Genomic DNA, 23753 nt, shown 5'->3' on the forward strand with positions numbered 1-23753 from the left:
GGACGCCATATATAGGTGCGCGCATGAACCAAAGTCGCTGGCGCTTTCGACGGGGTCAGTGCTGAGGCCCGGGGTTGCTGCTCAGCGGGGGGGCCAAGAATGTCGGCGCCGTGTGCACGAGCTTCGCGGCTGATCGAGCCCCGGAGCGGCGAGAGAACTACTCCCCCGTCTTTCCGTCCTTTCGATGCGAGCGAAACAGCAGGTGGGTCGCCGCCAGGTGGAAGCGCACTGCGATCTCCGCGCATGCGGGATCGCGCGCGCGTATCGCGGCGATGATCTGGCGGTGGTGTTCCACGCTGCGCAGCATGTCTTCGGGGGTGTAGAAATAGAACGAGCCGATGATGATCGGCATGTCGAGCAGGTTGTCGACCAGGGACCGCACGCGCGCGGACTGCGCGGCTTCGAGCAGGGTGTGGTGAAAGAGGTTGTTGTAGTGCTGGACCTGCGCGACGTGGTCAGGTGCGCCGGAGTTCACGGCGTCGAGCATGCATTGGTTGATGCGCTCCAGCTCGTCGATCTGTTCGGGCGTGGCGCGCGTGGCGGCGGCCTTGGCGGCGTATGGCTCCAGCAGCATGCGCAGCTCGAAGGCCTCGTCGATGTCGCGGTCCTGCCAGCCCAGCACGACCGCGCCGCGGCGGCCTTCGCGGGTGACCAGGCCGTCGGCGATCAGGCGTTCGATCGCGTTGCGCACGGGCGTTCGGCTGACCGAGAGTTGCGTGGCGATGTGTTCCTCGCGCAGCGGCTCGCCGGGCAGGAACGATCCGGCCATCAGGCGGCGGCGCAATTCGCCGTAGACGTAATCACTGGCGCTCGACATGAGGAGGCTGGCTCTTCCCGGTTTCAAAGCTGCGACTATAACAACGGCGGGCGCGGCACCTTGATCCCGTGTTCGGCCAGGCGCGCCAGAAAGCGCGGCCAGACCTCGGGGTTGAGCAGGCGGTCGGGCCTGCGTCCGGCCAGCATGTCGATGATCTGCGTGGCCGAGCCCTGCGCGACCTTGCGCCGGCCCTCGTGCGTCACGCCGCCCGTATGAAAGGCGACGGCCACGTCACTGCGTTGCAGCAGTCCACTGTGCGGCGGCGGCGGCTCGACCTGCCAGACGTCCAGGCCCGCGCCGGCGAGGTGGCCGGACTCGAGCGCGGCCAGCAGCGCGTCCTCGTCATGGATGCCGCCGCGCGCGGTGGAAATGAATAGCGCGCCGGGCTTCATCCGGCGCAGCGCGGCCGTGCCGAACATCCCTCGCGTCCCGGCGTTCAGCGGGCAGTGCAGGCTCACGATGTCGGCCTGCTCCAACAGCGCGGCAAAGGTGACGGGCGCGGCGCCCCGGTCGGTGATCTGCGCGTCGGTCAGCAGCGGATCGTAGGCGATGACCTTCAAACCGAACCCGGCCGCGATGCGCGCGACGCGGCGCCCGATCTCGCCGATCCCGACGAGGCCGATGACGCGGCCTTCGATCTCTCGGCCCATCAACGCCTCGCGGCTGACGGCCGTGCCCGCCCGGAGCGCGGCTTCCGATTCGCCCAGCCGCTTCACGAGCGACAACAGCAGGGCGAAGGTCATTTCGGCCACCGACGCTGCGTTGGCGCCGGCCTGATTCACCACCGCCACGCCCGCACGGGTGCAGGCGGCCACATCGACGGTGTCGTAACCGGCGCCGCCCGACGACACGCACAGCAGCTCGGGGCACAGGGCCAGGAGGTTGGCGGACACCTGCCAGCGCGCGGGGACTTCGTCCTTGGCCGCGCTGACATGGTAGGCGTGGGCGCCGGCCAGGCCGGCCGCGGTCACCGCGTCGCCCTGGGCCGGGAGCACCCGCAGGTCCAGCCTGCTGTCCTGCGCGATCGCCGTGTCGAACGCGGGATCGATCCACAGATCCAGCCGCACGACGCGCAGATCGGGCCGGCCGACTGATGCACCGCCCATGGCTAGACTCCCGTGCAGCCCTGCGCACGCAGGCGGTCGTCGATCCACGAGGTGTCGAGCGTGCCGGCGGCGATGTCGGCCAGCATTTTGGTCTCCACGTCGTGCTTTGCCGCCGCCGCCTGATAGATGGCTTCGGCCTGTTCGTACGGCACGGCGAGCAGTCCGTCGTCGTCGCCGAGGATCAGGTCGCCCGGCGCGATGGTCATGCCGTCCAGCGCAACCACGCAGTTGATCTCGCCGGGGCCGTCCTTGTAGGGGCCGCGGTGCGTGACGCCGGCCGCATAGACGGGGAACGCGCTGCGGCGGATGGTGCCGCAGTCGCGGATGGCGCCGTTGATGATGATGCCCGCGATGCCGCGCGATTCGGCATAGGTGGTCATGATCTCGCCGATGATGGCGTTGGTCAGGTCGCCGCCGGCGTCGACCACGATCACGTCGCCGGGCTGTGCCAGGCTCAGCGCCTTGTGCACCAGCAGGTTGTCGCCGGGGCGCGTGCGCACCGTGAGCGCCGGGCCGGCCAACGGATGACCATTGTGCATGGGCCGCAGGCGCGCGCCGCCTGCCGTCATGCGCGACATGCAGTCGCTCACGTTGGCCACCGGCACCTCACGGAATTTGTCGACGAGTTCCTTGCTGACCGCGCGCTGGCGGGCGTGGATTTCAAAACCTGGCATCACTGCTCCTGATCGCTGAATGGATACGTGTCGGGCTTACTGCTTCGGAATACCGGCTTCTTCCACGACCTTGCCGAAGGCGTCGTGGTCGGCACGGTGGCGGCGGCCCAGGTCTTCGGGCGAACCCGTCAGGACGCTGTAGCCGGCCTCTTCGAGCTTCTTGATCAATTCCGGATTCGATTGCACCTTGCGCAGTTCGGCGTTCAGCGTGGCGATGACGTCGTCCGGCGTTTTGCCCGGCGCCATCAGGCCCCACCAGATCGACTGGTTGATGGTCGGAAAGCCGCTTTCCGGAAAGGTGGGCACGTCGGGCAGCGCGGGCGAGCGCTCGGTGGCGACGACGCCCAGCGCACGCACCTTGCCGCCACGGATCTGCGGCAGCAGCGACGCCACCGATCCGACATACATGTCGATCCGGCCGCTGGCCAGGTCGGGGAAGGCCTGGCTCCAGCCGCGATAGGGCACGTGCATGAGCTCCATCTTGGCCGCCTTGCGCCACAGATAGCCGGTCAGATCGCCGGTGCCGCCGATGCCGGGAATGCCGAGCGAGACCAGGTTGGGTCGCGCCTGGGCGGCTTTCACGACATCGTTGAGGGTTTTGTAGGGCGAGTCGGGCAGCACGACGAACACGCTGGGCGAGCTGGCCACCGGGCCCACCGGCTTGAAGTCCTTGAAGGTGTCGTAGCTGAGCTTGGTGTAGAGCCAGGGGTTCAACACGATGTTGTCGGTCTGTGCCATGACGAGCGTATGGCCGTCCGGACGCGCGCGCGACGTGGCGTCCAGCGCCAGGTTGCCGCCGGCGCCGGGCTTGTTTTCGACCACGATGTTCCAGCCGGCATCCTGGCTGATCGCGTTGCCGATCATGCGGGTCAGCGTGTCGGTGCCGCCGCCGGGCGGAAAGGGCGAGATCAGGGTGATCGGCGACGAGCCCAGGTCGGCGGCGTGCGCCGCGGCGCAGCCCAGCACCAGGGTGGCGGCCAGCATTTTCTTGAACAGTTTCATTGTCTTCCTCACGCAGTGTTTTTCGGATTGGGGTCCGCGCTCTGGGGCGCGGTGGCGGATCAGGACTGGCGGGCCAGTGTGGTGAGCCAGGCAAGGCGGGCTTCGACCGTGTCGGCGGCAGGGGCCTCGCCCTGGGCGCGCGCGGCTTCGACGCCGCGGGTGGATCGCGCGAAGAGCGCCTCGACGCCGTTGAGCGCCAGCGGTTCCAGGCCCGCTTCATGCAGTTGGTCGCGCGCTTCGCGCACCTCGGCCAGGCGGCGCGGCGCATGCAGCACATGCGAGCGCACGAACGAGTCCATGAACGCCGTGAGCGGCGTGCGGTCGATGTCGGCGAGCACTTCGTACAGAGAATCGCGCAGGCCCATGCGTTCGGCCGCGACCAGGCATTCGACGGAGAGGCTCTCCATGCCCTTGGTCATGATGCTGCGCAGGAGCTTCAGGCGCACCGCGTCGCCGGGCTGGCCTTCGATGATCCGGACCGTCGCGCCCGCGCTTTCGCCCAGCTCGGTCACGACCGCCGCGCCCTCCCCGGCGCACAGCAACGGCGTCTTCTCGGCCAGCAGGGCGATGGCGCCCATGATGGCGACGTCCATGAAAGGAATACCGCGCGCGGCGGCCGCGGCGGCGGCTTTCTGCATGTCGGGGGCGCTGGCGGTGGTGAAGTCCGCGTAGACCGCATCGGCGCGCAGGTGGGCGAGCGCCTGCGCGGCGACCTCGGCGGCGTTGTAGCCGTAAACGGCCGAGACCACGACGTCCGCCTCGGCCAGCCAGGGGCCGAGTTCCGCATGCAAGGGCGCGCCGGCTTCGCTGGCGCGCGCCGCCATTTCCTCGTCCGTCCGCCATTCGCAGATGCCGACGATGCGGTGGGCCGCGGCGGTCCAGGCGCGGGCATAGCAGTGCCCGACTTCGCCGCATCCGATCAGTGCAATTTTCATTTTAAAAAAACAATAAAAAAACAATGTGTGTTTATAGATCGGGAGTTATCCGCGTAATAGAGGGTGTTTACCCGTAGAGTTGGGCGGGTGCTGGTACATTAAAAAAACATTAGGACGGGTTGCTCTCCCCACGGGGGGGCAGCGCGCGGGCCACCCCCGGGGGGGCCCGCCGCGCGGGTTGAAAGCGATAGACCAGGGCCGGGGGCGACCCCACCGCCCCGGGCTCGAACCCGCACCCGCAGCCGGACCCGTATCCGCACCCGCAGCCGGACCCGCACCCGCACCCGGACCCGTACCTGCACCCGCAGCCGCGTATGCGCCTTGCCCTCGGCAATGTGGCAGGCAAGAAAAAAAAGGCCACTTGCGTGGCCTTCTGGTCTTCGGGTGTGGCGCCGTCGAAGGGACGAACGATGCGACAACCGGGCTGGGTGCCACCTCCGGGGGCAGCGTTGCGGAGCGTGCCGGCGCGATTGTTCAGAGCCCCAGCTCGGACAGCCCCGGATGATCGTCGGGGCGGCGGCCCAGAGGCCAGTGGAATTTGCGCTCGGACTCCTTGATCGGCATGTCGTTGATGCAGGCGTAGCGGCGGTGCATCAGTCCGTCGGGCATGAATTCCCAGTTTTCGTTGCCGTACGAGCGGAACCAGTTGCCCGCGTCGTCGTGCCACTCGTAGGCGTAGCGCACGGCAATCCGGTTGCCGTCGTGTACCCAGAGCTCCTTGATGAGGCGGTAGTCGAGTTCCTTCTTCCACTTCCTGTCGAGGAATGCCTGGGCTTCGGCGCGGTTGTTGGCGAACTCGGCGCGATTGCGCCACTTGGTATCGAGCGTGTAGGCGAGCGCCACTTTGGCGGCGTCGCGCGTGTTCCAGCCATCTTCGGCGAGTCGGACTTTCTGGATGGCGGTTTCTTTGGTGAACGGCGGCAGCGGGGGGCGGGTTTCCATGGTGGCTCCTGGGAGAAGGAAAGAAGTAGAACGATCTGTCTACCTGCGCAGATTAGCGCAGGTGGAACGACCTGTCTACTTCTGATTGCAGGAGGTGGACCGGTCTGTCTACAATGCGTCATGGCCCGCCACATTTCCCCCCCCGACGATCTTCCGCCGCGCGAGCGCATCCTGCATGCGGCCCATGCGCTGTTCTATGGGCAGGGCATCCGCGCCACCGGGATCGACAAGATCATCGAAGCCGCTTCCGTCACCAAGGTGACGTTCTATCGTCACTATCCCAGCAAGGAGCTGCTGGTGACGGCGTATCTCGAGTTTCGCCACGAGCGGTGGATCCGCTGGTTTCGCGAGAGCCTCGAGCTGAATCTGGCCGCCGGCACCTCGAAGATCGATGCGCTGGCCTTCACGCTGCGCGACTGGTTCGAGCGCGAGGAATTTCGGGGCTGCGCTTTTCTGAACGCGGCGGCCGAGTTCGGCTCGACCCATCCCGACATTCTGCAGGTGGTGCGCGACCACAAGAACGACGTCGCTACATGCCTGAACGAGGTCTTCGAGAGCCGCGACGCAGGCCTGGGGCGCTGCCTGACGGTCGCCATCGACGGCGCCATCGTGCACGCGCAGATGGGCGAATCGGCCGACCGCGCCATCGACGCGCTGCGCGGGCTCGCGCGCTGCGTGCTGGACGACTGAGCGCGGCGGCGACGGCCTCAGCCCGCGGCTTTTTTCTGGTGTGCGGGGGGCGAGGCCGTCGGCGCGGTTCCGGGTGCGGGCGCGAGGCGGCCGTTGAGGATGCCGTAGGCGAGCAGGCCGATCAGCAGGCCCCAGAATGCGCCGCCGATGCCGAGCATCTTGATGTTGGCGGCCGCGGCCAGAAAGGTGATCAACGACGCCTCGCGCGTTCTGACATCGGTCAGGGCGAGGGCCAGGCTCGTGCCGATGGTGCCGAGCAGCGCGAGCCCGGCGAGCGTCGCGATGAAGGTGGCCGGGAACGCCATGAAGACGGCAGCCAGCGTGACGCCGAACACACCGACGAGGATATAGAAAATACCCGCGGCGATACCCGCGACCCAGCGCTTGGACGGGTCTTCGTGCGCCTCTTTGCCGGTGCAGATCGCCGCCGTGATGGCCGCGACATTGAAGGCATGCGATCCGAACGACGCCATGACCAGCGAGCCGAGCCCGGTGACCGCCACGATGGGGTTGGCGCTGGTTCGAAAGCCGTCGTTGCGCAACACCAGCATGCCCGGCATGTACTGGCCCGTCAGCGTGATCAGGAACAAGGGAAGCGCGACGCTCAGTAGCGCGTTCAACGAGAACGCGGGCATGGTGAATACGGGCTGCGCCAGCTGCAGTTGCAGGCCGGCCAGATCCACGCGGTCTTGCAAGAGGAGGTAGGCCAGGCCGAGAACCAGGATGCCGACGATCGCGTAGCGAGCGGTGAAGCGCTTCAACACCACGTACGCGAGAATGAGCAGCCCCGCGAGCACCGGGTCGAGGCTCATGCTGCCGAATGCGCCGATGCCGAATTGCAGCAGGATGCCGGCCAGCAGGCCCGCCGCGATGCCGGGCGGGATGAGTCGGATGACGCGCTCGAAGCATCCGGACAGGCCGAGGACGACGAACGCCGCCGCCGAGATCAGATATGCGCCGATGGCTTCGGCGTAGGACGTGGTCGCCAGGGCGGTCACCAGAAACGCGGCCGCGGGTGTGGACCACGCCGTGATGATGGGCTCGCGGGTCACCCAGCTGAGAAATATCCCCGTGACGCCCACGCCGATCGAGATCGACCAGACCCACGAGGCGGTGAGCTCGGGGCTGAGGCCCGCGACCTTGGCCGCCTGAAAGACGAGCACGAAAGTGCCGCCGTAGTTGACGATGACGGAGATCAGCCCCGCGACGATGGGATGGGTAAGGTCGCTTGCGCGAAGCGAAAGGTGGGGGGCGGTGGATGCCATGGCGACGCGAAACTCCTGGGAACGGGCGGACTGCCTTCGGCGATTTTTTAACGCTAGAATGGTCCGAATAAGCCGACCAATATTCGGCAGTCGAGCAGACCATTGGCGCTTGCTCGCAGCGGCCGCCGCGGCAGGCGTGGCCCGCGTTGGGCTTACGGCGTGCGACGCCCGGCGCGGCGATCGCCGGGCATGGGAACGCCCGGCATGCGACCGCCCCGTGCGCCCCGACGCGAGGCGCGAACCGCCAGGCAATGTCTGGGCAAAGGCTTCAGGGGCCGACACATATGTTCAAACACGCACAGCTGGAGACCGTGAAGGCATGGATCGAGAATCCCGCCCACCGGTCCATGCCGCTGCATCTGCGGATCCAGCGCGCCGTGCGCGAACTGATCCTCAACGGCACCCTGGGCGTCGGCAGGCCGCTGCCCGCGTCGCGGGGGCTGGCCACGTCGCTCGGCGTGTCCCGCGATACGGTCGAGGCGGCCTATACACAACTGCAGCTGGAAGGCTTCATCGAGCGTCATGTGGGCGTGGGCAGCTTTGTCTCGCAACGCGCGAAGCGCTCGACCCGAAGGCTCGCGCCGCGCAAGTCCACCGGCGCCGAGGCTATCCGCCTGAGTCAGCGCGGCACGGCGATTTTCGAGAGCGGCGGTCTGCGGGAGTTTTCGTTTCCGCGTCCGTTCGCGCCCGGCGTGCCCGAGACCCGCAGCTTCCCGCTCCCGACATGGGAGCGGCTGCAACGCCAGATTCTGAAGGAGTACGACAGTCACGCCCTGGCCCATAGCCCGCCACAGGGTACGGAAAGACTGCGGCGCGCGATCGCCGACTACGTCAGCCTGGAGCGCGGGGCGCGGGCCACGGCCGAGCGTGTGCTCGTGCTGACCAGTTCGCAGCAGGCGTTGACGCTGTGCGCGACCGTGCTGTTGGATGCGGGCGATGGGATCTGCGTGGAGGATCCCGGATACCCGGGCGCGCGCAAAGCCTTCGAGGCCGCGGGGCTGCGATGCGCGCCGGTGCCGCTGGACGATCAGGGGATGCTCGTCGATCGCCTCGACGTGATCGGGAAGGACGCCAAGGCCGTGTCCCTGACGCCCTCGCATCAGTTTCCGACAGGCAGCACGCTTTCGCTGGAACGCCGTCTGGCGGCCATCGAGTGGGCCCATCGCAAGCGCGCCTGGATTCTGGAAGACGACTACGACAGCGAGTTTCACTATGCCGGCAAGCCCACGGCGTGCGTGCAGGGGCTCGATGCGCAGGAGCGCACCATCTACATCGGCACGTTCACCAAGTCCATGTTTCCCGGCCTGCGCATTGCCTACATGGTGCTGCCCGCGCCCCTGGTCGAGCCCATGACGGTGGCGCGCACGCTGCTCGACGGCCACAGTGCCACGCTTGCGCAACTGACCTTGGCGCGCTTTATGGAAGGCGGGCACTTTGGCGCGCATGTGCGGGCCATGCGCAACGTCTATGTCGAGCGCCGGGACACGCTGGTCCGTCTGGTGCGCAAGTACCTGGGCGATTACGTCGAACCCTGCGTGCCGGTCGGCGGGCTGCAAATGCAGTGCGTGCTGACATGCGACATTCGAGAGGAGCTGGCGGTGGCCGCGGCGGCGAAGGCGGGTGTGGACCTGCTGGGGCTCACGCCCCTGCATGCCTCACGCCGCGATCGCGCCGGCTTCTTGATGGGGTTCGCAGCCTACTCGCCGCGGGAGATGGAAATCGCCGTCAGGAAGCTGAGGGACGTGCTGCGCGCGCTGGCGCAACGCAAGTGAATCGCGGCGGCATGGCGGAGAGCTCAGCGCTTGCCGATCGCGATGCCGGTCACGACATGTTCCACGCCACCGGGCGGCGGTGCGGCGATCTGCCACGCGAGACTCAATTCGTTCGAGCCTTTGGTGGGTTTGATGAAAATCTGCACGTTGGCCGGAATTCCGTTTTCCAGATCCTTGATCAGCGTGAGCCCGCGCGGGCTTGTGCTGGATACGCTCAGCGGTTGAAGCGAGACCTGAGCGTAGCGCTCTGCGCTCGCGGGCACGGGCGCGAGACTTTCCGTCTGTGCGGGTGCGGCAGGTGACGCTTGCGCAGGGGCGTCGAGTCGGGAGAGGGAGTTGAGGTTGTTGGAATTGATCTGCATGGTCATTCCTATCTCAAACCCGCAAGCCGGGGCCGCCCATCCCGGGCAGTCTGTTCGCCCGTGATGCCGCACCGACCAGCTGCTGGTAGTGCCTGCGCGCTTCCGCCGCCAACAGGCCAAAATTGGTAAGCGTGTTCTGAAATCGAGCGAAATCCATGCCAGTGAGGTCGCCGACAAACCGGTAGATGGCCGACCTGTCACTCGGATCCAGCGCGAAAGCGCCAGACGACAGCGCCGGCTCGGCGTTGAGCTCCAGCATGGCCGACAAGACGGACGGCGATACCTGCACCTGGGCCTCGCCGAGCGGCGCCACCAGAATGAACGTTTCGCCCGGGCCAGGCGGGTGAACCAGATAGAACGGCTCGGACTGACCGGGCAGGCTCAGGGGCGCAATGGCCTGCTCGCCGTGCCAGGGGGGAGATGCGTCGCCCGACATGCGTCCAAGCCAATCGGTGAGCAACTGCCGGAAATCGTGCGCCATGCCCCACTCCTTCGAATAAACGGCCGGCGTAAGCCACGGCCTTGACAGGGTTTCCTGGCGTTGGTGACGCGACAGCCAAATAGGTTCCATTGGCCGAAATCGTGATGGCATCGTGGCGTCGAAGCCACCCCGAGTGGCATGATGCCGAGATCCGGAGAAAGCGGGGGGCAGGATGAGCCATAAGGATTTCGCGTCGGCCGACGGCGTCACGCCGAGGCAACGCTGGGGCGCGGTGCTGGCGATCGTCGGTGCGGGGATCGTCGCGGCCCTGCAGGTTGGCAAGGTCATTATCGCCGCGCCGCTGCTGCGCAAGGACCTGGGCCTGGACCTCGCCGCCATCGGCACACTGACGGCCGTGTTCTCGATCCTCGGCACGGTAGGTGGCATCGCGGCCGGCGGCGTGATCGCGCGTTTCGGCGCCCGGCGCATGCTGATGCTGGGCCTCCTCACCACCGCGGTAGGCACCGTGATCGGCGTGCTGGCGCCGGGGTATGGCGTGTTGCTGGCCTCGCGGGTGGTCGAGGGCCTCGGCTTCCTGATGATAACGGTGGCCGGGCCCGCCGCGCTGCAGCGCATCGTGACGGGCAACCGGCGCGATCTGGCCTTTGCGCTGTGGAGTTGCTACATGCCCGCCGGCATGGCGATCGCGATGCTTGCCTCCCAAGCCTTCGCCGACTGGCATGCCTATTGGTGGTGCGCGGGGGGAGCGGCAGCGTCCGCGTTGGTTGCCGTGCTGCTGCAGGCGCCTGCCACGCCCCGCGGTGCCGATCTGTCCTGGCGCGGCCTGCGCCAGGATACGGTGGACACCCTCGGCGCCGCGGGCCCCGTCCTGCTCGCGCTCTCGTTCACGCTGTACAGCCTGATGTTCTTTGCGCTGTTCGCGTTCCTGCCGGTGCTGCTCATGGAGCGGCTGGGGCTGACGCTCGCGCAGGCGGGGCTGTACAGCGCCATCGCCACCGCGGCAAACATGATCGGCAACCTGGGCGCCGGCGTATTGCTGGCGCGGGGATGGCGGCGTTCGACGCTGATCGCGTGCGCCAGCGCGGTGATGGTGTGCGTGGCGCTCGTGATCTTCGGCGCCGCGCTGCCGGCCATGTCCACCTTCTTGTTGTGCGTGCTGTTCTCGGCGGTAGGCGGTCTCATTCCGTCCACGCTGCTCGGCACGGCGCCGCTGGTGGCGCCACGCCCCGCGCTGGCGGCGGCATCCGTGGGCCTGGTCATGCAGGGCAGCGGCCTGGGCCAGGTCATCGGGCCGGTGTTGGTGGGTGGCGCGATCGACCGCCATGGTTGGACGGTCGGGTCCTTCATCGTGGCCTCGGTGGGGATCGCGGGCGTGGTGGTGGCGTGGCGATTGCGGCGGGTCAGGACGGCGAGCTTATAGGCATGGGCGTAGAGAACCTGTCCGGGCCTGAGGCCCGCGTCAGCCCGGGCCGTCGCTCGCTGCGGCGAGGAGCGGTACGACGACGTCGCTGATGGGCGTGGGGATGCCGTGGATCCTGCCGCGGCGAGCGATGACGCCGTTGCGCACATCCCATTCGAGCGGGCGACTTGCTTCGCGATCGGTCAGGATGGACGTGCTCATGTCCGCCGCTGAAGCCTGAAACTTGCGCAGGATCTCCTGCGGCACTTCGTCGCCGAGCTCGGCGCCTTCGGCGCGGGCGACGGCGAGACACTCATGCAGGTAGGCCAGTGTCAGCCGGGCGATGTCGGGCCGCGTGTACATGCCCGAGCGGCGGTGCGTCAGGGCCATGAGCCCGGCCACCGCGTTCTGCATCAGCTTGCGCCAGGCCTCGGCCTTGAAGTTCGCGGTGATCTCGACGGCGCAGCGCGTCTGGTCCAGTGCATCGCGCACGACGTGAGCGGCCGGTGTGTCGGGCAGGCTCAGGCGCGCGTCGCCACGCAGTCGCACGGCACCATCGGATTGCGCCTGCGCAGGAAACCACACGACGGCCGGAACGACGGTGGCGGGCGGAGCGTGCGGGGTGACTTGCTCCACCTGCTCGACACCGTTCTGAAGCACGCACACCACCGTCTGCGGCCCGCACAGCGAGGCGAGCCACGGCGCGGTGGCTTCGATCTGGGTGGCTTTGATCGCAAGAAAGACCAGGTCGGCCGTGCCGGTGAGCCGGGCGGGATCGGTCATGACCGGTCCGGGAACGATGACGCGGCGATCCCCATCCAGCAGCGTGAGCGCTTCGCGCGACGAGCGGCCGCAGAGCAGCGGTGTGCGGCCGGCCTCATGCAGCGCGGCGGCGATGGTGGTGCCAATGGCGCCGGGGCCAACGATGGCGATCGATGTGTCGGTGGCGGTAATCATGACCTCGCGCTCCTCTGTGCAGGCTCACTGTATCGCGACAGTAGCCCAACAGGCCGTCTGCCACCTGAATGCGTGTAGCGCCGATGAGCTGACGGGACGCAAGCGCCTGTTTTGTCATCGGCGGCGTTCTTCGGTATGGTGCCGGGTCCCCTGATTCTGTGCGCCCTTGCCAATGCTCTCGTTCCGATCGATTCTTGCCGCGTTTCGCATTCTGTCGCGGGTCGACGCGTGGCGCCTGCCGTTCGCGGCGCGCGGTGTGGCGCTGGTCTCGGCCGGGGCGCTGTGTGCCCTGCTGAGCGGTTGCGGGCTGACGTACATGGTCGGCAAGGCGGCGGTGACGGTGCCCGGCGATCTGGCGGCGAGGGGCAATCATGCGGCCGCGTCGAAGGCGATGGACCGCGGCGATGTCGATGCCGCCATCGGCCTGTTGTCCGACACGCGTTTCAACATGGTGGATAAGGCACAGATCCGTGGCCGTCCGGGGTGGGGCGAGGTCTATTACAAGGCCGCCGCGCTGGTGGATCGCGCGCACAACGACGGGCGCGTGATCGACGATGAGGTGCTGCTCACGGCCTATCAGATCCTGGCCCGGGACTACGACTACACGGTGGCGGCCCGGTATCTCACGCTGGCGCGTCCGCTGGTGGTCAAGCGCCATGGTCCGCGCAGCATGGAGCTGCTGGAGCTCGTGCTGGATGATCGGCTGATTCTGACCTCCTATTTCAAGGCAGGCGGCGCCATCGATCTGTACGGCACGCTCAACGAGATCACCATGATGGACATGGTCGATGCGCGCTCGCGCCGACCGGCGAGCAAGCTGTCCTACGATCCCGAGTTGCTGCTGGCGTTCCCGATGCGTTTGTCGCGCGAAGACCGCGAACTGTTTTTCGAGATGGGCCGCTTTGCCTTGCTGCCGCGCGCGCAGTGGCATGATCCGGCGGCGTTCAAGCGGGTGCTGGCGACCGACGAGTATCTGTGGTGGCTGGAAGAATGGCGCAGCTTCAACGTGTACTGGCGCCTGACGCGTGCGCTGAACGAGTTCAATGCACCGGCGTCGGTATGCTGGGCGCGCGCCGCGGGCTACAAGGTGATTCCGCACGCATCGGCTACGCCGGCAGAGGTCGACCCGCCGGGCTGCCTGCCGCGCTGAAGCCGGAGGCTGGCGCTGGCCTCAATGTTGGCCATGTGATCAACGCGGCTTCCAGGTCACGCCGTCGGTGCTCCGAAATTCCGGCTGACCCGTGCAGCAACCGCCGGCCCCCATCGCCTGCCGCCCGATGAAGGCGGTGACGCCGCTTTTGTCTGCCGTGAGCGACTGCCGCACGCAAGCGGTGGGCAGCGGATAGAAGTCCCCTTCCAGAACCTTGGTCCAGGCCACGTTGCCGGCCCCGGCGTCGTCGACCCGGTAGACCTTGCATTCGTGGACCAGCAGATGGATGGCCTGACCGGCGAGCACGCCCTTGAATTGCTGCCCGGGTGGCGTGTCGCGCGTGGCGATGGTCTCGGCGCTGAGTGCCGATCCGGCGGGCGGCGACGGCAGCGTGGGGTCGCACGCCGCGAGCGTGCCCGCGGCGCAGAGGGTCAGCAAGAGTCGATAAGGGGATGGTGTCATCGGGACGAGGTCCGGTCAGTGGGCACGGCGTGTCCGCGCGCGACGCCGCGAATCAGCGGCGCGGCGTGCCGGCGGCGGTGTTCGATTGCTTTACGTAGTCGACAAAGGCCTTGAGCGGCGCCGGCATGAACCGGCGGCCCGGGTAGTACAGGTAGGGGCCGGGAAAGCTGGGCCACCACTGTGGCAGTACCGGCGTGAGCGTGCCGCTCGCGAATTGCGGGCGCAACCATTCTTCGAAAAGATACACCACGCCGGTCCCGGCCACGGCGGCCGCGACGGCGAGGTCCACGGCACCGCCGAGCCGCACGACCAGCGGCCCGGCGGGCTCGAGCAGATGCCGCTCGCTGCCGCGCTCGAACTCCCATGCCGGCATGGCGCCGCTCGGAAACCGGCCCCGCAGGCAGGCGTGCTGCATGAGGTCGCGCGGGTGACGCGGTGTGCCGTGCCGCGCCAGATAGGCAGGCGCGGCGCCGGCCGCGAAGCGCTGCACGCGCGGGCCGATCGGAATGGCGATCATGTCCTGCTCCAGCCCTTCGCCATAGCGCACCCCCGCGTCGCAGCCTTCTGCCAGGATGTCGACGAAGCTCTCTTCGGCCACGATGTCGAGCCGGATGTCGGGGTAAGCCGCGAGAAAGCCCGGCACGAGGTCGGGCAAGACCAGCCGCGACACGCTCAGCGGTACGTTCAGGCGCAAGGTGCCGGCGGGACGGTCGCCGCTGCGGCTGAAGGTGTCGACGGCGGCGGCGACTTCGGTGAGTGCCGGGTCGAGGCGGGCGAGCAGGTTGCGGCCGGCCTCGGTCACGGCCACGCTGCGGGTCGTGCGGTGCAGCAGCCGCGTGCCCAGGCGCTCTTCCAAGCGCCGCACGGCGTCGCTTAGACGCGATGCGTTGGTGTTGCCCAATCGGGCCGCCTCGCGAAAGCCGCCCGCGCGCGCGACGGCGACAAAGGCGTTGAGGTCGTTCAGATCGATCTGCATTGTGCGATATCCCGTACACGCTGTGCAGATTGTACGGGCTTATCAACGGCCCGCCGCAGGTCTATCTTGAGGTCTGTCGTATCCCTTGATCCTCTGACGGAGCCTCTCATGACCTTCTCGCAATCCTCTATCGACGCCAGCGCTGACTGGCAACTCGGTGACCGCCGCGTGCGTCGCCTCGGCTACGGCGCCATGCAGCTGGCGGGCCCGGGCGTGTTCGGCCCGCCCAAGGACAAGGAGGCGGCGCTCGCCGTGCTGCGTCTGGCGGTGGAATCCGGCGTGAACCATATCGACACGAGCGATTTTTACGGGCCGCACATCACCAACCAGCTCATTCGAGAGGCGCTGGCGCCCTACCCCGAAGACCTGACGATCGTGACGAAGATCGGCGCGCGCCGCGGCGACGATGCCTCGTGGCTGCCCGCTTACACGCCCGAGGCGCTGACGCAGGCCGTGCACGACAACCTGCGCAACCTGGGCCGCGATGTGCTGGGGGTGGTGAATCTGCGCATCATGTTCGATGTGCACGGCCCGGCCGAAGGTTCGATCGAGGCGCCCCTGACTGCGCTGGCCGAGCTGCAGCGCCAGGGGCTCGTGCGCCACATCGGCCTGAGCAACGTCACGCCGAAGCAGGTGGCTCAGGGCCGGGAGATCGCCGAGATCGTGTGCGTGCAGAACCAGTACAACCTGGCGCACCGCGGCGACGACGCGCTGATCGATGCGCTTGCGCGCGACGGCATCGCCTACGTGCCGTTTTTTCCGCTGGGCGGCTTCAATCCGCTGCAGTCGCAGGCGCTGTCGGCGGTGGCGGACGAGCTCGGCCACACGCCCATGCAGGTGGCACTGGCCTGGCTGCTGCGGCGCTCTCCCAACATCCTGTTGATTCCGGGCACGTCGTCGACCAGCCATCTGCGCGAGAACCTGGCGGCGGGCGCACTGATGCTGCCCGAAGACGCAATGCGTACGCTGGACGGCATCGGTGGCGCGGGCTGACTGGCGCGGCGGGAGCGCGGTGTCGCGGCGGTGTCGCGCAAGCGCGCGCGCGGGGTCAGCCCTGCCGGCCGAAGCCGCCTGCCGCCCAGTCCGAGGCGCGTTGCACGGTGAGCTTGTAGTTGGGCGCCACCGTGATCTCGGCGAGCTGCTCGCCGGATTCGTCGTAGGCGCTGAGCAGAGCGTAGGGCTCGTCTTCGTCGGGCACGATGTCGAGCTTGATGGTCAGGCGGCCGGCGTCGGTGTCGATCTTCACGCTCTTGTGCAGCGTGGCGTGCAACTGCTGCTCGTGACGGCGCAGGACTTCGTTGGCGGTCTTGACCAGCGTAATGAAGGCGGGCGAGTCGAGCGGCTTGGGATTTTTCTTGTCGCGGCCCATGGTCCAGGGGCCGACCAGCGCGGGCTCGGCCTGGCCGTCGAGGGTCATTTCCACGGCCCAGCCGTCGTCGTCTTCGTTCTTGATGATGCGGGCGGTCCAGCCGTCGTCGCGCCAGAGGGTGGGCGTCTGTTCCTTGCGGTCTTCGGACGTATCGGCGTCCGACAGGGAGTCGTCATTCACGGGGGCACTGCTCCTGGATTCGTGCGCGGCACGGCCCGACCGCCGCGGGCGATCGCAGGCCGATGCCTTGGGATGACCGTCATTTTGGCACGTCCGGCCTGCTTCCCTGGCGGGGGTGTGACCGGGAGCGCCCGCCAGGGAGTGACCGCGAGGCCGCGCCGGTACGCGGCCCGGGCGCCCGGACGCCCGGCGCACGGATGCCCGGTGCCCGGCGCCCGGCGCCCGGTGCCCGGCGCAGCGATGCCCGTCGTCAGAACCGCCAGGTGGCCTTGACCGACCCGCCGGAGCTGCGCGCGCGATCGGAGAGCAGGCCGTCGTACTGCAGGCGCAGGTCGAAGCCCGCTTTGCTCGCGAGCTCGACGCCCACGGTCGCGTGCCCGAATACGCGGCCGGTCTCCAGCGTGGTGCGGAAGTCGCCGCTGCCGCCGGGCGCCGCGGCCAGCTGCGCTTTGGTCGTCCAGTTGTCGGTGCTGGCCAGCGATACGCCGACGTTGACGAAGGGCCGTGCGGTGTAGCCGTTTTTCATGTCGAAGCGCGCGCCCACTTCGACGCCGGGTGTCAGCAGCGCGGTGAACTTGTCCGCGCTCTTGACGTCCAGGTTCAGCGGGCCCGCGCCGCGCTCGCTGTACGAAGGCATGCGGGTATAGATCAGATCCAGGTTGGTGTAGGGCTTGATGTAGGCCGTGTCCGTGGCGTGGGTGTAGGCCGCGCGCAGTTGCTGTCCGATAGACCAGACATCCGAGCTGCTCTTGGCCTGCGCATTGGTCAAAGCAATGCGGCGGGTGTTGTCATACGAGCCGAAGCTGCCGTACGTGGCGCCCGAGAACGTCCATGGGCCCGTGTCGTACTTCAGCACCGCGCCCACATAACCGGCGTCGCCCTTGGTCTGGACCCGGCTGTCGTCCGCGCGCACGTTGCTGTGTTCGTAGGCGGCCGATACGCCGAAGACCCAGTTTGGCGCGATGCGCCGCTGGGCGCCGAGTTGGTAAGCCGTGGTCCGTGCCCGGGTCGCCGCGGTGCCGCGTCCGGCGTCCAGATGGGTGGTCTTGTCGCTGACGCGGCCCCACACGCAGTCGCCTTCGGCGGTCCGCGCGTTGGCGCCATCGAACCAGGGGCAGCTGAAGAGCGCGTCGGCGAAGCTTTTCATGGCGCCGGTGGCGAGTGCCGCCGGCGCGGCCGACAGGCCGGGCGATAGATCGCTCAGCGCCGAGGCGTATCCCGAACGTCCGGCGCTCGCTGCGTGATCCAGTTGCGCGTACAACGATCCCAGTGCTTCGTTGCTGCCGCGGTCCCAGATGTTCTGCAGATGTTCGCTGACCTCGCGCAGGTTGTTGCCCACGCCGTGCAGGTCGGACACGGCCTGGAAGTTTGCCTGGCCTGCCGACACCGCGGCGGTCTGCTCCGTGTAGCGGGTATTGAAGCTGAACAGCGACGATGCACCGCCGACGCTCGCACCCGAAGTGAGCGTTCCGGCCTGCAGGAACGGCAGTTCGCGGTTCGGCATCAGCGTGACGGCGTCGATCCGGACATGACCGCCGAGCGACGCGGCACCGTCGACGGTCAGGGTGTCCGCGCGCCGGCCGGAGAAGTCGGCGCTGACGTGCAGGGTGCCCGCACCGCGCTGCGTGTAGTCGTTGGTCACCCGCATGCTGTCGATCCGTGCTGCCGATCCGATGAGGACGTTGCCGTCGTTGAAGACCGACCCTCTGACGGTCTGCGCGTTGAGCAGGGTGCCGGTGTTGTTGATGGCGCCCACGGTGGCGGCGCCCTGCGCGGTCAAGAGCAGCGTTCCCGAGACCTGCCCCGCATTGTTCACCGTGGTGGTGCCGAAGCGGGTCTGCTGCACGGCCGTGGTCGAGAGAATCTTGCCGGTATTACTGACGGTGACCACGTTCGCATCGGAACCGCCATCGAGCCAGAGGCCGACGCCGTTGGGATCGTCGGTGGTGGTCTGGAGCAGCCCGCCTATGTTCAGCGAGATGGGAGATGCCATGGCGGTATTGCCGTCGCTCTGGGCGACCACGCCGACCGGGTCGGGGCCGTAGGAGAGGACTCTGCCATCGACGTCCTGGGTAAACGTGATGCTGCCCGCTTTGCCGCCTCTGCCCGACGCGTGGTCGAATACCGACCCCGCGAAGCTGCCTTGCGCCGTGCCGCCCAGTCCGCCGCCGTCGGCGATCGACTGCATGACGACGCCGATGCTGTTGGCGCCGTTGACGTACAACTGCGTATTACCCATGTCGAGCGTGATGTCGCCGCCCGAGGCCCGGTTGGGGCTCGGGCTGGTCTGCCCGCCGCCCTGCCACCCCATTTGCAACGGCGCGCCGGGGTCGCCCGCGATTCCGCCGCCGCCGCCGATCGATTGCAGCACGATGCCGTACGCTGCCGTCCCCTGGGTACGAATATCGTAGGGCGGCAGACCGGATGTCCCGGGAGCCACGGTGTTCAGGGTTACGTTGATCGTGCCGCCCGACGCGTCGTAGGCATTGCTCTGCTGCGAGGTGTCGATGGTCGCACTGGCGATGTTTGCCGCCTGACCGGCATAGGCGATCCCACCGCCGCCTCCGATGCTCTGCGCAACCAGGCCGTAGGCGCCGTCTCCGCTGGTGTACACCCGCAGCGCCGTGTCGATGTTGATCGCGCCACCGCCGCTGTCCCTGCCCGATCCTCCGCCACCGAGGTTCAGCACGAAGGCCTCGTTCACGAGCGACGCGCTGTTGCTGGCGTTGGCGCTGGCCGCGCCACCGCCGCCCCCGATCGACTGCAGCACCACGGCATGCGATCCCGTGCCCGAGGTCGCCGCGCCGAACAGGCTGTTCGGCGCGTTCAGATTGACGGTGCCGCCCAGGCCGCCGGCGCCGCCCTTGCCGCCCACACCGATCACGAGCGAGGGGGTGCTGCCGGTTTGATACGTCACATTGCCCGAGCCGTCGGCGGCCTGGCCGCCGCCGCCGCCGATGGATTGCGCCAGCACGCCGTACGAGACGTTGCCCTTCGTGATCACCTGTGCCGTGAGCACCTGCGGATTGGCGGCACTGGCCTGGCCCAGCATGTTGAGGTTGATTTCGCCGCCATTGCCTCCGGTGCCGCCCGCGCCGCCGACCGCGATCGACAGGTCCAGGTCGCCCTGGGCGCCCTTGGCGGTCGAGGTGCCGCCCACGCCGCCACCCCCGCCGATGGATTGCACGATCAGGCCGTCGGCGAGATCGCCCTGCGTGGTGATGTAACCCGTGTGGTTGACGGTGACCGTCCCGCCGTTGCCGCCGCCACCGCCTTTGCCGCCCACGGCGACCGACAGGGTGTAGGTGCCGACATTGTTGCCGTCGGGGTCATCGCCCGGATCATCGCTGCTGGCGACATCGGCATCGTCGGGGTCGTCCGAGGACGACGACGATGACGAAGGGCCCGACGATGCGTCCGAGCTGGCCGATCCGCCGAGCCCGCCGCCGCCGCCGATGGATTGCAGCAGGACGCCATCGCTGTCGTTGCCCGTCGTGTTGATCGTGCCGGCATGCGTGAGCTGCACGACGCCGCCGCTGCCGCCCGTGCCGCCATTGCCGCCGACGGAAACGCTGACCTCGGCCGCGAAACCCGGGGTGGCATCCGCATCGGCATCGTCGTCGCCGCCACCGCCGGAGTAGGACCCGCCGACATCCACGGTGGTGCCCTGCGAAGCGCCGCCTCCGCCGCCCACCGACTGCAGCAGCACGCCGCGCGAACCCGCGCCGTAGGTGGCCAGCGCGGTGTTCTGGGCCAGTCCGGCCTGCGCGGCGCCACCCGAGCCGCCGGCATAGCCCTTGCCGCCCACGCCGACGCTGACGTTGATCTTGTTGCCGTTGGCCCTGCCACCGCTGCCGCTGCTGCCTACGCCGGCATTGCCGCCGCCGCCGCCGACCGACTGGCCCATCAGTGCATTGGAGAAATCGCCGTAGGTCGCGATCTGCGCCTGGTCGAGCATCTGCAGGTTGACCAGCGCGGCGCTGCCGCTCACGCCGCCGTTGCCGCCCACGGACACATCGACATTGACCGCAAGGCTGGCGCCAGGAAGCGATAGGGTGCGGCCCATGGCCTTGGAATCGCCGCCGTGGCCGCCACCACCGCCGATGGATTGCGCCACCACCCCGTGCGAGCCCTGGCCGTTGGTGCGGACGAGGCTGGTGCCCGATAGGGTAGTGTCGGCTTCGGCGCCGTTGCCGCCGCTGCCGCCCGTGCCGCCGACCGCGACCGTCGAGCTGATCGCCAGTGTCATGTCCTCGTCCACCGGAATGGGCAAAGCGAGGCCACGCGATGCGACGCTGCCGCCGGCGCCACCGCCACCGCCGATCGATTGTGCAAGGATGCCGATGGAGTCGGTCTGCGTGACCACCCCGCCCGCGGCCGGTGCCGCCTGGCCCGCGACCAGCCCGCCGGTATTGATCTGCGTGTCGGCCAGCGTTACCGCGACCTTGTCGGCCGTGCCGCCCTCGCCGCCCGAGCCCCCGACGGCCACGCCCAGACTGAATCCCACGTTCACATCCATCGCGGTCGCGGTGCCGCCGCTGCCGCCTCCGCCGCCAATCGACTGGGCCACGATGCCCGATGCGCTGGCGCCGTTGGTCTGCAGGCTCGCGCCGGAGGTATTGACCGTGACGGTGCCGGCGTTTCCCCCGCCTCGCGCCGCGCCGCCGATCGACAGGGACACCGGATCCACGATGGCGACGTTGTTGGCGTTGCCACCGCTGCCGCCGCCGCCGCCGATCGACTGCGCCAGCGCGGCCGTTGCGCCGTCGCCCCAGGTCGTGAGCGTGCCGTCGTTGTTGACCACGAGCAGCACGTTGCCGCCGTCGCCCGCCGCGCCGCCACTGCCGCCGATGGCCGGTGTCGCGGTCGCGGTGGTCAGCACGAGGGCGTCGCCACCGTTGCCACCGCCTCCGCCGATCGACTGCGCGACGGCGCCGTAGGCGTAGTTGCCCGTCGTGCGCTGGGTGCCGTTCGCCGACACCGTGACAGCGCCGCCGATGCCGGCCGCGCCGCCTGAGCCACCAATGGCGAGCAGTCCCGCCGCCGATGCCGCGTTGCCGCCGCCGCCGCCGATCGATTGACCGAGCAGTGCGATGGCGGCCGCGCCCTGCGTGACAACGCTGCCGGTATTCGTCACGTAGACGGTGCCGCCATTGTTGCTTTGCGCGCTGGCGCCCGAACCGCCAACCGCGAACAGGCCGGTGCTGGAGCCTGCCGCGCCGCCGCCACCGCCGATCGATTGGCCGGCCATGCCGATGGCCCCGTAGCCATTGGTCGTGACCGCGCCCGCATTGTCGACGTTGGCCGTGCCGCCCGCGCCGCCGGCGCCTCCGTCGCCGCCGAGCGCCACGATCAGGCCTTCACCGACGCCGCCCGTGCCACCGCTGCCGCCGATGGACTGCGCGAGCAGGCCGTAGGCATGCTGGCCGGTGGTGGTGATCTGGCCCGAGGTGGAGATCGTCGAGTTGTTGCCCGAGCCGCCATTGCCGCCGTTGCCGCCCGCGCCGGCCAGCCCGATCGTGAAGTCGGTGCCGGTCCCGCCACCGCCGCCGATCGACTGCGTGACGATGCCGGCCGCGTAGTCGCCGATCGTCGTGACCGACGAATAGTTGAGGGTGGTTGCGAACGCGGTGCCTGCGTTCTGGCCGATGCCGCCTTGCGTGGTGCCGATCCCGCCGTAGCCGCCTACGCTTTGCGCGAGCAGGCCGTAGGCATTGGTGCCGTTGGTGGACACCGAGGACGCCTGGTCCGGCGGGCTGCCGGCGTAATCCAGTGAGATCGACACGGCGCCGCCCATGCCGCCGTTGCCGCCGTTGGTCGCGTGGTGCGAGGCATCGCCCGAACCACCATCGGCGCCGCGTGAGAGCGCAATCACGCCCGCGACGTTGGCGCCGTTGGACTGGACCGTGGTGTGGTTGAGTTGAATCGTGACTGCGCCGGCATTGCCGCCCAGGCCGCCGCCGGCACCGTGGGAGTCCTGGGCACCGCCCACGCCGCCTCTCGAGAGTCCCAGCACCGCCGCACTGGTGCCGGTCGGAGTCTCGGCGCTGTCGATCACCACCGAGGTCGGATTCGTGCTGGGCGTGCCTTGAGTCGGGCCCAGGTTGATCGTCACGGTGCCGGCGTTGCCACCATTACCGCCCGCGTCGTCGCTGAAGTTGCTCAGGCCGCCGCTTCCGCCTACGCTGCGAGCCATGATGCCGACCACGCCGTCAGGCGTGGTGTCGGTGGACAGGTTCTGCCAGTACACGCCCACGTTGCCCTGGCTGTTCACGGTCACGTTGCCGCCATTGCCGCCTTCGCCGGCCGCGTCGCTTGCCAACTGGCCTTTTGCGTACTCGCCTCCCATGCCGCCGAAGCTCTCGGCGGCCACCCCCCACGCGCGGGTACTGCCGGTGACACGCGTCGTGCTCGATCCGATGGTCACGCCGGCATAATTGTCCAGCGTGATCTCGGCTGCCGCGCCGCCATTGCCGCCGTAGTAATCGATGACATCCGAGTTGCTCGCGGCGCCATTGCCCCCGGCGGACTCCGCGTATACCCCCATCACCCCGGTGGAGTAGTCGGCGCTCGCGTCCTGAAACATCGAGACGGCGGCGTTGTTGGTCAAGGTGACCGGCATGCTGTAGCCGCCCACGCCGCCCGTGTCGAGGTCGCTTGGCGTGGCACCGATGCCTCCCCGACTGGATGCGCGCACGCCGATGCCCATTTGGCCGCCGCTGCCGGTCAACGTGACGGTGACGCTTCCGTTGTTGGTCAGTGTCACGGGATGACCTGCGCCGCCGTTGACGCTGCTGGGGGTGCCCGTCGCGCCATCGCTGATGACCTGCACGCCCGTGGCACTCGAATTGGGGGCCAACACCAGATCGGCGTTGTTGGTGACGATCAGGTTGTCGTTGTTCTGATTGAGAACCACCGGCGAGCTCAGCGACTGACCCCCGTCGTTGCTGCAGACCAGACCGCCGTTCTGCGGGCCGCAGCTGAGGTTCTGCTGGGCTTGGGCCACGGGCCAGGTCGAACACCATGCCAGCAGGAACAGGGTGCGGGCGTGGTTCAGGCTCAGCGCGGCGGGTCCGTGCGACGGGCGCGACGTGACCTTGCGTTGACGGCGGGCCACGCGTTTGGGCAACTTGGAGGGGGTCTGCATCGATACACTCATGAGATCACCCGGCCCTTGCGCAACGGGCGGGTGTGGCCGGATAAGTCATGAACGGGCGGGACGGCGCGCGGCCCGGGGGCGGGATGGCGGTGTC

At 68.5% G+C, this 23753-nt stretch carries 19 protein-coding genes; 5 read left to right on the forward strand and 14 right to left on the reverse strand.

From position 1 onward, the window contains the following. Positions 1-157: 157 nt before the first annotated feature. The 6 genes from CAL25_RS02015 to CAL25_RS02045 all read right to left on the reverse strand — a co-directional run bounded on the left by CAL25_RS02015 (position 158) and on the right by CAL25_RS02045 (position 5476). Entirely contained in the window at positions 158-817 is a 660-nt protein-coding gene (locus CAL25_RS02015) for a GntR family transcriptional regulator (protein ID WP_094798265.1), read from the reverse strand. A 35-nt stretch (positions 818-852) separates the two neighbouring features. Next, positions 853-1923 carry a hydroxyacid dehydrogenase gene (locus CAL25_RS02020; protein ID WP_094798266.1) on the reverse strand — a complete coding sequence of 357 codons (1071 nt, stop codon included), beginning with the start codon at positions 1921-1923 and terminating at the stop codon, positions 853-855. Positions 1924-1925: 2 nt separating this feature from the next. Further along, positions 1926-2597, reverse strand: coding sequence for an RraA family protein (locus CAL25_RS02025; RefSeq protein WP_094798267.1), 672 nt, complete (start codon positions 2595-2597; stop codon positions 1926-1928). Between the two features lie 36 nt (positions 2598-2633). Then, positions 2634-3599 (reverse strand): Bug family tripartite tricarboxylate transporter substrate binding protein, encoded by a 966-nt coding sequence (locus CAL25_RS02030; protein ID WP_094798268.1) that lies wholly within the window; start codon positions 3597-3599, stop codon positions 2634-2636. Between the two features lie 59 nt (positions 3600-3658). After that, entirely contained in the window at positions 3659-4534 is an 876-nt protein-coding gene (locus tag CAL25_RS02035; protein WP_094798269.1) for an NAD(P)-dependent oxidoreductase, read from the reverse strand. A 474-nt stretch (positions 4535-5008) separates the two neighbouring features. Next, positions 5009-5476: a DUF1348 family protein gene (locus tag CAL25_RS02045; protein WP_094798271.1), complete on the reverse strand. Its 468-nt coding sequence runs from the start codon at positions 5474-5476 to the stop codon at positions 5009-5011. A gap of 120 nt (positions 5477-5596) precedes the next feature. Here CAL25_RS02045 and CAL25_RS02050 point away from each other — a divergent pair, with 120 nt between their 5' ends. Further along, positions 5597-6166 (forward strand): TetR/AcrR family transcriptional regulator, encoded by a 570-nt coding sequence (locus tag CAL25_RS02050; RefSeq protein WP_141217875.1) that lies wholly within the window; start codon positions 5597-5599, stop codon positions 6164-6166. 17 nt (positions 6167-6183) lie between these two features. Here the strand turns inward: CAL25_RS02050 and CAL25_RS02055 are convergent, their stop codons facing one another. Next, positions 6184-7431: a benzoate/H(+) symporter BenE family transporter gene (locus CAL25_RS02055; protein WP_094798272.1), complete on the reverse strand. Its 1248-nt coding sequence runs from the start codon at positions 7429-7431 to the stop codon at positions 6184-6186. 284 nt (positions 7432-7715) lie between these two features. On the opposite strand from CAL25_RS02055, the gene CAL25_RS02060 reads away from it, so the two are divergent. Then, the gene (locus CAL25_RS02060; RefSeq protein ID WP_094798273.1) at positions 7716-9203 is read left to right on the forward strand and encodes a PLP-dependent aminotransferase family protein; all 1488 of its coding nucleotides are present in this window, start codon (positions 7716-7718) and stop codon (positions 9201-9203) included. A gap of 23 nt (positions 9204-9226) precedes the next feature. On the opposite strand, the gene CAL25_RS02065 is transcribed toward CAL25_RS02060, so the two are convergent. Together CAL25_RS02065 and CAL25_RS02070 are read right to left on the reverse strand one after the other, a co-directional pair. Continuing rightward, positions 9227-9565, reverse strand: a complete 339-nt coding sequence (locus CAL25_RS02065; protein ID WP_141217876.1) for a hypothetical protein — start codon at positions 9563-9565, stop codon at positions 9227-9229. Between the two features lie 13 nt (positions 9566-9578). Next, positions 9579-10046: a hypothetical protein gene (locus tag CAL25_RS02070; RefSeq protein ID WP_094798275.1), complete on the reverse strand. Its 468-nt coding sequence runs from the start codon at positions 10044-10046 to the stop codon at positions 9579-9581. 172 nt (positions 10047-10218) lie between these two features. Between CAL25_RS02070 and CAL25_RS02075 the strand changes: the two genes are divergently transcribed. Next, on the forward strand, positions 10219-11427 hold the full coding sequence (locus CAL25_RS02075; RefSeq protein WP_094798276.1) for an MFS transporter: 1209 nt from the start codon (positions 10219-10221) through the stop codon (positions 11425-11427). Between the two features lie 39 nt (positions 11428-11466). Here the strand turns inward: CAL25_RS02075 and CAL25_RS02080 are convergent, their stop codons facing one another. Further along, complete coding sequence (locus CAL25_RS02080; RefSeq protein ID WP_094798277.1) at positions 11467-12363, reverse strand: oxidoreductase; 897 nt, start codon at positions 12361-12363, stop codon at positions 11467-11469. A 172-nt stretch (positions 12364-12535) separates the two neighbouring features. Between CAL25_RS02080 and CAL25_RS02085 the strand changes: the two genes are divergently transcribed. Continuing rightward, complete coding sequence (locus CAL25_RS02085) at positions 12536-13513, forward strand: hypothetical protein (RefSeq protein ID WP_094798278.1); 978 nt, start codon at positions 12536-12538, stop codon at positions 13511-13513. 39 nt (positions 13514-13552) lie between these two features. Here the strand turns inward: CAL25_RS02085 and CAL25_RS02090 are convergent, their stop codons facing one another. After that, positions 13553-13975, reverse strand: a complete 423-nt coding sequence (locus CAL25_RS02090) for a hypothetical protein (protein WP_094798279.1) — start codon at positions 13973-13975, stop codon at positions 13553-13555. Positions 13976-14027: 52 nt separating this feature from the next. Then, positions 14028-14951, reverse strand: coding sequence for a LysR family transcriptional regulator (locus CAL25_RS02095; protein WP_094798280.1), 924 nt, complete (start codon positions 14949-14951; stop codon positions 14028-14030). A 108-nt stretch (positions 14952-15059) separates the two neighbouring features. On the opposite strand from CAL25_RS02095, the gene CAL25_RS02100 reads away from it, so the two are divergent. Beyond that, positions 15060-15944 (forward strand): aldo/keto reductase family oxidoreductase, encoded by an 885-nt coding sequence (locus CAL25_RS02100; RefSeq protein ID WP_094798281.1) that lies wholly within the window; start codon positions 15060-15062, stop codon positions 15942-15944. A gap of 55 nt (positions 15945-15999) precedes the next feature. On the opposite strand, the gene CAL25_RS02105 is transcribed toward CAL25_RS02100, so the two are convergent. Next, entirely contained in the window at positions 16000-16500 is a 501-nt protein-coding gene (locus CAL25_RS02105) for a hypothetical protein (protein ID WP_094798282.1), read from the reverse strand. Positions 16501-16750: 250 nt separating this feature from the next. Beyond that, entirely contained in the window at positions 16751-23647 is a 6897-nt protein-coding gene (locus CAL25_RS02110; protein WP_094798283.1) for an autotransporter outer membrane beta-barrel domain-containing protein, read from the reverse strand. Positions 23648-23753: the final 106 nt, after the last annotated feature.

It is taken from the genome of Bordetella genomosp. 5 (genome assembly GCF_002261315.1).
Taxonomy (GTDB): domain Bacteria; phylum Pseudomonadota; class Gammaproteobacteria; order Burkholderiales; family Burkholderiaceae_B; genus Bordetella.